Origin of the sequence: Luteimonas campi (assembly GCF_051162505.1) — a bacterium.
Classification (GTDB): Bacteria; Pseudomonadota; Gammaproteobacteria; order Xanthomonadales; family Xanthomonadaceae; genus Luteimonas.
The window spans coordinates 79853-92142 of record NZ_JBNWEM010000006.1 but is presented as its reverse complement, the minus strand read 5'-3'; the positions used below and the strand labels follow the sequence as shown (position 1 = coordinate 92142).

Genomic DNA, 12290 nt, shown 5'->3' with positions numbered 1-12290 from the left:
ACCGATGCGCCTGTACGGCTCGGCCAACTCGCCGTTTGCGACCCGGGTATCGATCGCCGCCCGGGCCAAGGGCCTGGATCTGGCGCAGGCCCCGCTGCCGGAGGGCGGCCTGCGTTCGGCGCAGTTCCTGGCGCTCAATCCGGCAGGCAAGATCCCGGTGCTCGACACCGGCAGCCTGGCCCTGCCCGAGTCGACGGTGATCCTGCGCTATCTGGAGGATCGCCACCCCGCGCCCTCGCTGTTTCCCGGCGATGCCGAGGGCAGGGCGCGAATGAATGCCATCGCGGCCCTGGTCGACACCTACGTGATGGAGCCGGTGGTCCGGCTGTTCCCGCAGCTGGCGGCGTCGACGCGCGACGCTGGCGTCGTGGCGTCCGAAGTGGAGCGGTGGAAGCACGGCCTAGGCCTGCTCGATCACTGGCTGCGCGGTCCCCTGCCGCAGGTGCAGGCGGCCGCGTCCTTCGTGGACTGCGTCGTGCCGCCGGCGTTGCACCTGAGTCGGCGGATCAGCCTGATGCTGGGGCTGGCCGCGGACCCGGTCGACAGCCAGCCTGCCGTCGTGGCCTACCGCAGGCGCATGCAGGAGCACCCGGTGGTCGGTCCTGCCCTCAAGGCCCTGACGTCGGCCCAGGAAGCCTACGACCTGAAGGCGGGTCGTCCCTCCCTGGCCTCGCTTCACTGATTCCCGCCCGCGATCGTGCTGCAACGCCACGTGACACATTCTGCAGAATGCATCATACATTGGGCACCAAAAGTGCCCACAATGCTCCCAACCGGATATCGCCATGCTCGCTAAACGCACCCTGGTTCTGACCATCGCCGCCGCGCTCGCGGCGCAGGCGACGTCCATCGCGGCGCAGGAGTCCGCTGCGCCGGCCGACGCCGACCGCGACGGGGCCGCCGACGCCGTCAGCCTGGACGCGGTGACTGTCACCGCACGCAAGCGCAAGGAATCGGTGTTCGAAGTGCCGGTCGTGGCCAACGTCATGACCCAGGAGACGCTGGAAAAGACCAAGGTCGACGACCTCTATTCGGTGGCCACGCGCGTGCCCAGCCTGCTGCTGGGCAACGGCGTGACCTCGAGCGGCACCCAGGTCTCGCTGCGCGGCATCGGCACCACCGCGATCAACCCGACCATGGACAACTCCGTCTCGCTCAACATCGACGGGCTCTCGCTCAGCCAGGGCGCGGCCTATGGGCTCGGCATGTTCGACGTCGGGCAAGTGGAGGTGCTCAAAGGCCCGCAGTCGCTGTTCTTCGGCAAGAACAACACCGCGGGCGTGATCTCGCTGCGCAGTGCCGATCCGACCGACCAGGTCGAGCGCATCGTACGCATCGGCTACGAGACCGAGGCCCAGGAAAAGACCGGCGAGCTGATCCTGTCCGGCCCGGTGAACGACATGCTCAAGCTGCGCCTGGCCGCGCGCGTCTCGGACCAGGAAGGCTATTTCCGCAACGAGGCGGTGGCGGTCCCGGGCCTGGGCGGCAGGACGCCCACGTTCCGCAACTACGCGCCCGTCGAAGAAGTGCTGCTGCGCGGTACCGCGCTATTCGAGCCCAGCGACCGCTTCAATGCGCGCCTCAAGCTCAACTACAGCGACTACCGGATGGACGGCGGCGCGTCTGGCTTCCAGACTGTGTACTGCCCCGAGGGCACCGGCGGCGTGCCGCCGCTGAACATCTCCTTCCTTGAAGGCGAGGACTGCAAGGCCGATCGCATCATCCGTCGCCCCTGGTTCGACTTCGCGGCGTTCCCCGACGCCACCGAGAACGACGGGATTCCCTTCGAGGACAGCACCCAGCTGTTCGGGACGCTGGAGATGAACTTCGGCCTGGGCGAGGCCCTGACGCTGACTTCGGTCACCGGCCACTACAGCAACGACTACCGCTCGCTGTTCGCCGGCAGCACCTCGCCGGTCGCGCAGCTGATGGCGCAGACCTACCAGTTCGACAACCGCCAGTTCACCCAGGAGCTCAGGCTGTTCTCCGACTACGCGGACCGTCCGGTGAACTTCATGCTCGGCGCCTTCTACCAGAAGGGCGAGCTGCGCAACGAGGTCGACATCGGCGGCAACATCCTGCTCGGCCTGGGCCGCAACATGCAGAACGTGCTCAACGTGGTCGACATCGAGGCGGTTTCGGTGTTTGGGCAGGCGATCTGGGACGTCACCGACAAGCTCGAGCTCTCGGGCGGCGCGCGCTGGACGGACGAGACGCGCCACCACGAGCTGTACAACCTCAACGCCAGCCTGGGCGCCATTGGTCAGGTCGATCGCCTGGATCCGAAGATCAACGCCTCCAACGTGTCCCCGGAACTGTCCATCGCCTACAAGGCGAACGAGGATCTGACCGTGTTCGGCTCGTACCGCACCGGCTTCAAGTCGGGTTCGTTCATGGGCATCAACTACACCGCGCCCAACCGGCCCGCCTCGTTCGGCGAGGAAGAGGCCGAAGGTGCGGAGGCGGGAATCAAGTTCCGCGCCTTCGACCGCAAACTCTCCGGCGGCGTCGCGCTGTACAACTACAAGTACAGTGACCTGCAGGTCGGTGCGCTGGAGCTGGCCGACGTCGGCAACGGCAGCTACCTGGTCTTTACCCGCACGCTCAACGCCGCCTCGGCGACGACGCGCGGCGTCGAATTCGACCTGAGCTACCTGCCCGACGCGGTGCCCGGGATGGTGATCAACGCGGCGCTGAACTACAACCGCGCACGCTACGACAGCTTCCCCAACGCGCCCTGCGGCAACGGCCAGACCATCGCGCAGGGCTGCGACCAGCTGCTGAATCCGACGACCGGCCGCTATTCCGCACAGGACCTGTCGGGCCGCCGGCTGGTCCGGTCGCCGGACCTGAGCGGCTTCGTCTCCTTCGACCACGAGGTCTACCTGCCCGACGGCAAGCGCGTGAACTACGGTGCTGGCGTGAACTACACCTCCGACTACGCCACCACCCTGGTCGACTCGCCCGGCTTTCCGCAGGACGCGTTCGCGCGCTTCGACATGCACCTGGGCCTGAGCGGGCGCGACGACCGCTGGGAGATCAGCCTGATCGGCCGCAACCTGACCGACGAGCACGTGGTCGGCCGCTGCTCCAACGACAACAGCCAGAACGGCGGCATCCTCGGTGGACAGATCTCGGGCGCGCCGCAGGGCGGACCTGCCGGCCAGGACGAGGGCAGCTGCTTCGTCGAGCGCGGCCGCGAGCTGTGGGCCAGGCTTTCCTGGCGCTTCTGATCGAGGCCGCGCCGGCTGCACGGCCCGGCGCGGCCCAACCCCCATAGCGGCACTTATCAGAGAGGCAGACCTTGGCAGGCTACGTGATCATCATCCGCGAGCAGACCACCGACCCGGCGGGATACGCGGCTGCGCTGCAGAAATACACCGAGCAGGCGATGCAGGCGCCCAATCTCGACAGGATCCGGCCCCTCGCCACGCGCGCGACGCGGTTCGAGGTCATGGAGGGCGATGCCGCCGAGAACGTGGCCCTGCTCAAGTTCCCCAGCTACGACGAGGCGCTGGCCTGGTACCGCAGCGACGCCTACCAGGCCGCGCTGCCCCATCGCCAGTCGGTGGCGAGGTTCCAGACCTTCGTCCTGGAAGGCGAGGACTGAGGTGGCGGTCGCGACGGGCGTGGACCGCAGGGTCGCGTGGTGAGGTCCATGTCGGCCGACCGCACGCCAAGCTGGCTCATCATCGCCGCCCTGGTGCTGGCCGAGATCACCTCGGCCTTCGAGGTGTCGATGATCTTCGCGGCGATGCCGCGTTTCGTGCGCGTGTTCGGCGATCCGCTCGCCGCCGGATGGATCCTCACCGGTTGCCTGCTGGTCTCGTCGGTGGCCGCCGCCCTGTGCGCCCGTCTGGGCGACCTGCACGGCCGGCGGCGCGTGCTGCTGATCGTGCTGGCGGCATGCGCGATCGGCTCCTTCGTTTCGGCATTCTCGACCTCGCTCACCGGCGTCGTGATCGGCACGGCGATCCAGGGCCTGTCCGGCACCATCCTGCCGCTGTGTCTGGGCCTGGCCAGCGAGCGGCTGCCGCGCGAGAAGGTGCCCGTCGCGGTCGGGATCATCGTCGGTGCGGTGATGGCCGGCGGCGGCGGCGGACTGCTGCTGGGCGGCTGGCTGGTCGACCGTTTCGACTGGCATGCGATCTTCCTGGCCAGCGGCAGCTTCGCGATCGTCGGCATGCTGGCCATCGCCCTGTGCCTCCGACCGCGCGCGGTGGTGCGCGCCACCCGCGAGCGCATGGACGTGTGGCGGGGCATCCTGTTCGCGCCCGGCATCGTGCTGCTGATGTATGCGATCGGCCAGACCCGGACCTGGGGCCTGTTCGATCAGCGCACCCTCTGGCTGCTGTTGGCCGGCACGCTCGTTCTCGCCTACTGGGCGCGCCATCAGTGGCGGCAGGTCAATCCGCTGATCCAGGTGCGGCTGTTCGCGGTGCCGCAGATCGCCGCGGCCTACCTGTGCATGGGCTTCCTGGGCCTCGGGGCCTTCCAGTTCGGCTACGTGCTGTCGCTGTTCATGCAGCAACCGGTGGCATACGGCGGCCTTGGCCTGACGGCCACCACGACCGGGCTGGTGCTGGGGCCGGTGCTGTGGGCCGGGATCCTGGGTGGACCGCTGTCGGGCAAGATCAGCGCCCGCTACGGCGCCGGGCGTGCCGCGCTCCTTGGCTGCTCGTTGCTGGTGGTCGGCTGGGGCCTGCTGCTGTTCGCGCGCGGCGACATCGCCCACGTCGCGCTGGCGGCCGTGTTCCTCGGGCCCGGGCTGCCGATCGCCTATGCCGCGCTTCCCACCCTGATCATCGAACACGCGCCGCCCGAACGGGTGAGCGAGGCTGTCGGGCTCAACAGCGTGGTGCGGTCGATCTTCCAGGCGGTGGGCGCGTCGCTGGTCGCGTTCTTCGTGACCTCGGACCTGATCGTGGTCCCGGGCAGCGCGCAGCAGTACTCGAGCCCGCGCGCCTTCGACTGGACCCTGCTGTACGTCGCCGGCGCCTGCGCCCTGGCCATGCTCGCGGTGGCTGCCCTGCGCCGCCCGCGCGCCGGGCCCGCCGTTCCCGCGCACGCCTGAGCGAATTCCTGCTCCATCTCTCCCCGGAAGACTGACGATGTCGCAACTCCCCCTGCTCGGCCGCCGCGTGGTGGAACTGGGCACCATGATTGCCGCCCCCTTCGCCACCCACCTGCTGGCCCAACTCGGCGCCGAGGTGATCAAGGTCGAGCCGCCTACCGGCGACACCACGCGCGCCCTCGTGCGCGGCGGGCCGAGCGGCACCTTCATCGCCTACAACCATGGCAAGAAGAGCCTCTCCATCGACCTGACCTCGAGCGAGGGACTGGACGTGTTTCGCCGACTGGTGGCCACCGCCGACGTGGTGATCCACAACCTCTCGCCCGCCGCGACGCGCAAGCTGCGGATCACGGCCGAGGACCTGGCGGATGCGAACCCGGAGCTGGTGTATTGCCATATCCGCGGCTATGCCGCCGGCCCCCAGCATGAGGACCTGGCCACCAACCCGGTCGCTGAGGCCTCCACCGGCGTGATGGACGACCATCGCATCGACGGGCGGCCCAGCCGCCTCGGGCCGTCGTACCACGACCAGTTCGCAGGCGCGTATGCAGTGATCCGCGTGCTCGGCGCGCTGCTGCTGCCCGCGCCGCGCGCAGCGGAGGACCGCTACATCGAGATCGGCCTGTACGAGACCGGGCTGCACGTGGCCGGGCGCGACCTGGCGGGCATCCAGCTCAAGACCCAGCTGCTGGGCCGCCCGGAAAAGGAAGCCGGCGGCGAGTTCGCCATGCCGGGTTACGGCGCCTACCAGACCTCGGACGGACGCTGGCTGTACCTGCTGGTGATCACCGATGCGCACTGGAAGAAGCTGGCGCGCGCGCTGTCGATCGCCGAGGGCGACGATCCGCAGTTCGACCGCCTGCGCGAGCGCAAGCGGGAGCGCGCGCGCATCGAGGCGGCGATCCGCCAGGCCGTCGCGCGGGTGGATTTCGAACAGGCCTGCGAGCGGCTGCGCGCCGAGGGCGTGGGCCATACCGAGGTGCTGCCGCTGGAGCGGGTGCTGGAGGCGCCGCAGGCGCGCCATCCCGGCAAGCTGCGCACGCTGGACTTCCACGGGCTGCAGTTCGAGGTGCCGGAGTTTCCCGGCGGCCACGCCGGCGACGGCCTGCCGCCGCCGCACCTGGGCGAACACAGCCTGGAGCTGCTGGCCGCGCTGGGCCTCGGCGAACAGGCGCAGGGTCTGCTGGAGTCCGGCGCGATCGCCGTCGCCGGGCCGGACCAGCTGGTCTGGTCGCGTCCTCAACGCGCGTCCTGAGTCCCCCGCGACGCGCGTTCCCGCCGGCGTCTTGAACGCGTCCGCAAGGCGCGTCCTGCGCCGCCCTCCAGCCGTCTGCGTCCGTCGGCGATGCGCGTCCCGACCGGACGCGCTCAGCCGTCCTGGGCGGTCTCTGACTTGAGCACGCTCCAGCCGGATTCGATGTGCCGGCGCATCGAGAGGATGGCGGCGGCCGTGTCGCGCGCGGCCAGCGCATCGAGAATCTCCCGATGCTCGCTCGAAGCATCCTTGCCGCGCTCGTGCGCGGCATTGATCACGTCGAAGGGATAGCGCGCCCACAGGATCTGCACGAAGTGCTGGGTGTGGGGCAGTCCCGCGATGTCGTACAGGCGGCGGTGGAAACGGTAGTTGATGCCACGCGCGCTGGCGCGGTCGCCGCTGTCGAAGGCCCGCTCGAACTCGCTCTGGAGTGCGCGCAGTTCCGCCAGGTCGGTCGCGGTGGCCTTTTCGACGGCGGCCTTCACCAGCTGCGCCTCCAGCAGCAGCCGCAGCTGCAGGATCTCGGCCGACGCGGCCGGATCGAAGGGCACCACGCTCGCGCCGCGATAGGAATCGCGTTTCACGTAGCCTTCGGCCTCGAGCATCTTCAGCGCTTCGCGCACCGGCGTGATGCTCAGACTCAGCTGTTCCGCAAGCTCGGCCTGCTTCAGGCGCGAGCCGCGCGGGTAGGCGCCCGAGATGATGCCCTCGCGCAGGAAGTCGGCGACCTGCTCTTCCTTGGTGCGATGGTCCATGGCGAAAGTGGGCAACGGCGTGTTCCGCGTCGGATGCTCGGATCAGTGTAGCGCCGGCCCTCGGGCGCGCCAACGCAGGCGCATGGCCGGCCCCTACGGCCGCCGCGCGCGCGGCTCAGTGCGCGGCAGTCGGCATCCTTCCCAGGATGCGGCGGGCCTGCTCGACCACCGGGGCGTCGACCATCTTGCCGTCCACTGCCGTCGCCGCGCCGCCGCTGGCCTCGCTGGCCGCCAGCACGCGTCCGGCCCACTCGACCTCGGCCGGATCCGGGCGGAACCCCTGGTGGACCGGCTCCACCTGTCGCGGGTGGATGCACAGCTTGCCTCCGAAGCCGAACTGTTGCGCCCGCCGGGCGTCGGACAGCACCAGGCCGGTGTCGTCGACGCTGGTGGTCACGCCGTCGATTGGCGCGGCGATGCGCGCAAAGCACGACTCGAGCACGAACCGGCTGCGGACCAGGCTCATCGCCTCGCCGACGTCGGAAATGCCCGTCTCGGCGCCGAAGTCGATGCTGCCGAACGCAAGCCGGAGCACGCCCGGCGTGGCCGCCACCTGGGCCAGGTCGCGCACGCCGGCGATGCTCTCCACCAGCGCCAGCAGCGGACGCCCCGGCAGCAGTCGCACGCTGCGGGCGGTGGAGGCCGCGTCGGCCTTGGCCAGCATCACCGCGACGCGGGGAAAGCGCGCCAGCATCGCCATGTCTGCCTCGTACCAGGGCGTCGCGGCGCCGTTGACGCGCACCACCGCCTGGCCGCCCGCGGACAGCCACGCGGCCACCGCGTCGCGCGCCGCATCCTTGTCCGGCAGCGCCACCGCGTCCTCGAGGTCGAGCACGATCGCGTGGGCGCCGCTGGCCGCGGCCTTGTCGAAGCGGTCGGGGCGGCTGCCGGGAACGAACAGCAGGCTCTGGGCGAGCGCGAGGACGGTCATGGGCTCAGGCGAACTCGACGTCGGCAGAACTGGTGAGCTTGCAGAAGCGCTGGAAACTCTTGACCGCGAGCTCGTGCTCTTCTGTCGACAGACCACAGCAGCAGTCCTCCAGCACCACGATCTCGTAGTCGCGGTCATGGCCCTCGCGCACCATCGCCTGGACGACGGCGTTAGTGGAAATGCCCGAGCAGTAGATCCGGGTGATGCCGTTCGCGCGCAGGATCGCCTCCAGGCTGGTGGCATAGAACGGGCTGACCCGGTGCTTGACGATGTCGAAGTCGTCCTCGCGCTGTCCAAGGTCGGGATGGGTCTGCGTGCCCCATTCGCCGAGCTTGAAAATGCCGTTGCGACGCGCGCCGGAGAAGATCGGCGAATCGGGCGGGCATTCGCGGTAGTCGGGCGAGAAGCCCACGCGCACGAATCCGACCGGCACCCCGGCGGCCCGCGCCTTGTCGATGGCCACCCGCGTCCGGGCGACGATGTCGCGCGCGCGCACCTGCTCGCCATAGGCGGCCTGGCCGTTGGGGCCGTCGGCGTGGACGAGGTCGTTCATCATGTCGAGGACGAGGTAGATCGACTTGCTCATGCTGGATCCTTGCGGCTGTGGCGACGCCGTGCGCCGCCCGGGGTCAGAAAATCACTTCGCGTTGCTGCAGGTCGCTGCGGGTGGCGCTGTCCATCCCGAGCAGCTCGCCGTACACGTAGTCCTCGCCCTCGCCGAGGGCAGGCGTCCCGCTGCGGATGCCGGCCTCGCCGGTTGCGGAGAACTTCGCGGGAGAGCCCACCGCGAGGCGAGACGGATTGGCGGGATCGGGTACCGGCACGAGTGTGCCACGCGCGTGCAGGTGCGCGTCCTCCGCGACATCGCGCATGTTCCAGGACACGTGCGCCGCGACGCCGGCCGCCTGCAGCGCCGCCGCCGTCGCGTCCGCATCGCGCTCGGCCAGCCATCCGGACAGCATGGCGTCGAGCGCATCCTGGTGTCGCTCGCGAGCTTCAGGCGTGGAGAAGCGCGGGTCGGTGGCCGCATCGTCCCGGCCCAGCACCGCGAGCAGGGCGCGCCACTGCGCATCGTCTCGGACGGCGATGGTCAGCCAGCGGTCGGGCTGTGCGGTGGCGTAGGTGCCGTGCGGCGCCATGCCCGGTTGACGGTTGCCGGGGCGCTCGGGCGTGATGCCCAGGCTGGCGATCGCCAACGCGTCGCCGATCATCGCGCTCGCCACGTCGCGCGCCGCGATGTCGATGTATTGCGGCAATCCGGTCGCGCGGCGCTGGTGCAAGCCCGCCATCAGCGCCAGGGCCGCGTGGTAGCCGGCCGCATGGTCCATGACGTGGCGCATCTCCATCGGTGGGCCGTCGCTGTAGCCGCACATCCAGCCGAGCCCGCCCCAGGCGCCGAACAGCGGCGCGTAGCCGGCGAAATGCGAGTCCGGTCCTTCCTGGCCGCTCGAGGACAGCGACAGCATCACCAGGTCGGGCTTGACCGCCAGCAGGCTGTCGAAGTCCAGGCCGAGGCGCCGCATGACGCCGGCACGGAAACTTTCGGCCGCCGCATCGGAAATGGCGACCAGGCGCTTGGCAAGCGCCACGCCTTCGGGCTTCTTGAGGTTGATGCGCACCGAGCGCTTGTTGGACGCCACCTGGTCGAAGGTGGCCGCGGTCATGCGTCCATAGACGGCATGCGGCTTGCGGAATGCGTCGGGCCTGGCCGCGCTCTCGATCTTGATGCACTCGGCGCCGAGCTGCGAAAGCACGTGGGTACAGAAAGGCCCGGCGGCGTGGATGGTGAAATCGGCAATGCGAAGCCCGGCCAGGGGCGCACCGGCGGCGCTCATGCGTTGGCTCCTTCGTGGCGGGCCACGGCCTCGCCGGCCGGATCGAGCCGCAGCGGCGACAGCCGGAACTGGTAGGGCGCGACCAGCACCTGGTAGGGGCGACCGTCGGCGGTATGGCGCGTGGCGAACAGGCCTCTGGCCGCTTCGTGGGCCCCGCCGAGCACATCGGTGGGGGTGCGGTACTTGGCCGCGGGCACGCCAAGCGCCTGCGCGCGGGCGACGATCGATTCGCAGTCGTGCACCAGCATCCATTCTCGGATATGGGCGTTGATCTCGTCGCCGCGCCGGCTGCGCTCGAGCGAGTCGCGCAGCGCTTCGTCGCGGGCCCAGTCCGGCTCGCCCAGCAACTGCACCAGCCCCTGCCACTGGCGATCTTCCAGGGTCAGCAGTTCGACATAGCCATCGCGCGCGCGGAACACGCCGCCGTAGCGGAAGCTGCGCGTGCTCCGGTGTTCGAGCGAACCGTCGCCCAGCCGCTGCAGGGCGAAGGCGCCGCACAGCAGCATCGCGTCCTGGACCGAGACGTCGACGCGCTGGCCGCCGTGCTCCGGCTTCGCCCACCACGCGGCCAGCGCGGCGAGGGCGGCCACGCAGCCGCCCTGATAGCTGGCGAAATGGCCGTAGATCTTCAGCGGAGGCCGCTCGGGAAACATCTGGTGCGAGAGCCCGTTGGGCAGCAGGAAGCCCTCGCCGCTGGCGTGGACGAGGTTGATCTCCTCGCCACGCCAGGCCGCCTTGGGCCCCTGCGCGCCGAACGGCAGCACGCTCACCGCGACCAGGCGGGGATGGCGCTGGCCCAGCTGCTGCTCGCTCCAGCCTTCCGATTCGCGCTGGGCCAGCGGGGTGTCGTCGATCAGGATGTCGGCTTCGCCCAGCAGGGCCTCGACGCGCGGATCGTCCAGCGCGGCCTGCAGGCTGCGCTTGCCGGCGCCGAGATAGGCGAACAGTGCGCTGCCGCCGTCGCCGGGCAGCATCGGCGGCAGCGACCGCAGCGGCGATCCGCCGGCAGGCTCGAGCATGACCACGTCGGCACCGAGCGTGGCCAGCAGGCGCCCTGCATAGGCGCCTGCCACCGAGCCCGCGCGTTCGACCACGCGGCAGCCCTGCAGGGGCAGCGGACGCTGCGCGAGGCCGGGGTCCGGTGTGGCGGAGGCGGGTTGATCCATCATGCTGTCCTGGTCGTGCCGATCAGCGGGTGATCGGCAGTTCCAGGTCGCAGGCCGACCCGTCGATGAAGGCGGGCAGCTTCACGTCGCGCGAGGGCAGCGCCACGGTGGCGATGCCGGGCGTGGTCACTTCGCCGCGCTGGTTCTCGGCCGCCAGTTCGATGTCCACCAGGCCGGTCTTGTCCTTCACGTACTTGCGCACGACCTTGCCCTTGCACCAGGTGGTGTCGCCGACGATGTTGAAGCGGCGCATCTCGGTGCGCACGCGCTTGAGGAAACCGGCGTCGCCCATCCAGTTGGTTACCAGCGAGCACATCCAGGACGAGCGCTGCGGGCCGTAGTCGTAGGTGCCGGGCACGCCGACTTCCTTGGCCACAGACTCGCGGTGGTGGCCGATGCCGGTGTACTCCACGCCGCCGCCGGCTTCCGGGTTGCGGAAGAAGTGGCCGGGATGCTTGACCGCCGCCTGCAGGACCACGCCGTGGGTGTGGCCGCGGCCGCAGCCGACCAGGAAGCCCATCGTGTCCATCAGCGAGAGCGGGCCGCGTGCGATCGGCGGCAGTTCCTCGCCGACCTCGACGTCCTCCCAGTAGCGCACATTGGCGCCGCGGATGTTCTTGGGCTCGTCGAGCACCGCCTGGTCGATACGGTCGTGCTCTTCGTTGGTGTATTCGTGCTGGGTGATCTCGGCGTACTTGCCTGCCTCGCGCGCGGCCTTGCGCTCATGCCGGGTGCAGGTGCCGAGCGCGCGCGCGACCAGCTCGCTGCGCTGGTTGTAGTAGCAGGCCTCGACGTACTGCAGCACCAGGCGGCCGGAGAACTTGCTCTGCTTCTCCTCGACGCCGACCACGCGCTCGATCGCGGTGATGCGGTCGCCCGGGCGGACGTGGCGGAACAGCTCCCAGTCGTTGCCGGCGTAGAAGCCGTGCACGCCGGGCAGGCCCCAGCGGGTGCGGCCCAGCCAACCGAACGCCATCGGGAACATCGGATGGCCGATCTGGGTGCCGTAGCGGGTGTTGTGGCCGTAGCCGGGATCGCGGTACAGCGGGTTGAGATCGCCGATGCCGTTGCACCAGTTGCGCAGCGTGTCGGAGGTGGCGTCCTGCAGGTAGGGCCCTTCCGGACGCAGGTGCAGGCCGATCATGGCCTTTGCGGCGGCAACCGCCTCGTCGGTGATGACGCCCTGGACGGGGGCGGAACCGACGTCTCCCTTCACTTCAGTACTCACGTGCGCTCTCCGTTGAACAATGTTTGATGTGAAATGCAGAATGCAT

At 69.8% G+C, this 12290-nt stretch carries 11 protein-coding genes; 5 read left to right on the top strand and 6 right to left on the bottom strand.

Annotation, left to right across the window (positions count from 1 at the left end):
* The first annotated feature begins 4 nt into the window (after positions 1-4).
* From ACQYVW_RS15855 to ACQYVW_RS15835, 5 genes are all read left to right on the top strand, one after another.
* Positions 5-682 carry a glutathione S-transferase family protein gene (locus ACQYVW_RS15855; RefSeq protein ID WP_434932700.1) on the top strand — a complete coding sequence of 226 codons (678 nt, stop codon included), beginning with the start codon at positions 5-7 and terminating at the stop codon, positions 680-682.
* 103 nt (positions 683-785) lie between these two features.
* Positions 786-3233 (top strand): TonB-dependent receptor, encoded by a 2448-nt coding sequence (locus tag ACQYVW_RS15850; RefSeq protein WP_434947637.1) that lies wholly within the window; start codon positions 786-788, stop codon positions 3231-3233.
* A gap of 71 nt (positions 3234-3304) precedes the next feature.
* Positions 3305-3610, top strand: coding sequence for a DUF1330 domain-containing protein (locus tag ACQYVW_RS15845; RefSeq protein WP_434947636.1), 306 nt, complete (start codon positions 3305-3307; stop codon positions 3608-3610).
* A gap of 48 nt (positions 3611-3658) precedes the next feature.
* The gene (locus tag ACQYVW_RS15840; protein WP_434932697.1) at positions 3659-5074 is read left to right on the top strand and encodes an MFS transporter; all 1416 of its coding nucleotides are present in this window, start codon (positions 3659-3661) and stop codon (positions 5072-5074) included.
* 37 nt (positions 5075-5111) lie between these two features.
* The gene (locus ACQYVW_RS15835; RefSeq protein ID WP_434932696.1) at positions 5112-6329 is read left to right on the top strand and encodes a CaiB/BaiF CoA transferase family protein; all 1218 of its coding nucleotides are present in this window, start codon (positions 5112-5114) and stop codon (positions 6327-6329) included.
* A gap of 113 nt (positions 6330-6442) precedes the next feature.
* Here the strand turns inward: ACQYVW_RS15835 and ACQYVW_RS15830 are convergent, their stop codons facing one another.
* The 6 genes from ACQYVW_RS15830 to ACQYVW_RS15805 all read right to left on the bottom strand — a co-directional run bounded on the left by ACQYVW_RS15830 (position 6443) and on the right by ACQYVW_RS15805 (position 12244).
* Complete coding sequence (locus tag ACQYVW_RS15830) at positions 6443-7084, bottom strand: GntR family transcriptional regulator (protein ID WP_434932695.1); 642 nt, start codon at positions 7082-7084, stop codon at positions 6443-6445.
* Between the two features lie 115 nt (positions 7085-7199).
* Complete coding sequence (locus ACQYVW_RS15825) at positions 7200-8015, bottom strand: HpcH/HpaI aldolase/citrate lyase family protein (RefSeq protein ID WP_434932694.1); 816 nt, start codon at positions 8013-8015, stop codon at positions 7200-7202.
* Between the two features lie 4 nt (positions 8016-8019).
* The gene (locus tag ACQYVW_RS15820; protein ID WP_434947635.1) at positions 8020-8601 is read right to left on the bottom strand and encodes a cysteine hydrolase family protein; all 582 of its coding nucleotides are present in this window, start codon (positions 8599-8601) and stop codon (positions 8020-8022) included.
* A gap of 43 nt (positions 8602-8644) precedes the next feature.
* Positions 8645-9850: a CaiB/BaiF CoA transferase family protein gene (locus ACQYVW_RS15815; protein ID WP_434947634.1), complete on the bottom strand. Its 1206-nt coding sequence runs from the start codon at positions 9848-9850 to the stop codon at positions 8645-8647.
* Entirely contained in the window at positions 9847-11016 is a 1170-nt protein-coding gene (locus ACQYVW_RS15810) for a CoA transferase (protein ID WP_434947633.1), read from the bottom strand. The genes ACQYVW_RS15815 and ACQYVW_RS15810 overlap by 4 nt, the downstream gene beginning before the upstream one ends.
* A gap of 22 nt (positions 11017-11038) precedes the next feature.
* Positions 11039-12244, bottom strand: coding sequence for an FAS1-like dehydratase domain-containing protein (locus ACQYVW_RS15805; RefSeq protein ID WP_434947632.1), 1206 nt, complete (start codon positions 12242-12244; stop codon positions 11039-11041).
* Positions 12245-12290: the final 46 nt, after the last annotated feature.

Excerpts from the sequence above, each read along its gene's own strand:
- ACQYVW_RS15855 (WP_434932700.1), top strand. The coding sequence starts at position 5 with ATGCGCCTGTACGGCTCGGCCAACTCGCCGTTTGCGACCCGGGTATCG.
- ACQYVW_RS15850 (WP_434947637.1), top strand. The coding sequence starts at position 786 with ATGCTCGCTAAACGCACCCTGGTTCTGACCATCGCCGCCGCGCTCGCG.
- ACQYVW_RS15840 (WP_434932697.1), top strand. The coding sequence starts at position 3,659 with ATGTCGGCCGACCGCACGCCAAGCTGGCTCATCATCGCCGCCCTGGTG.
- ACQYVW_RS15835 (WP_434932696.1), top strand. The coding sequence starts at position 5,112 with ATGTCGCAACTCCCCCTGCTCGGCCGCCGCGTGGTGGAACTGGGCACC.
- ACQYVW_RS15830 (WP_434932695.1), bottom strand. The coding sequence starts at position 7,084 with ATGGACCATCGCACCAAGGAAGAGCAGGTCGCCGACTTCCTGCGCGAG.
- ACQYVW_RS15825 (WP_434932694.1), bottom strand. The coding sequence starts at position 8,015 with ATGACCGTCCTCGCGCTCGCCCAGAGCCTGCTGTTCGTTCCCGGCAGC.
- ACQYVW_RS15820 (WP_434947635.1), bottom strand. The coding sequence starts at position 8,601 with ATGAGCAAGTCGATCTACCTCGTCCTCGACATGATGAACGACCTCGTC.
- ACQYVW_RS15815 (WP_434947634.1), bottom strand. The coding sequence starts at position 9,850 with ATGAGCGCCGCCGGTGCGCCCCTGGCCGGGCTTCGCATTGCCGATTTC.
- ACQYVW_RS15810 (WP_434947633.1), bottom strand. The coding sequence starts at position 11,016 with ATGGATCAACCCGCCTCCGCCACACCGGACCCCGGCCTCGCGCAGCGT.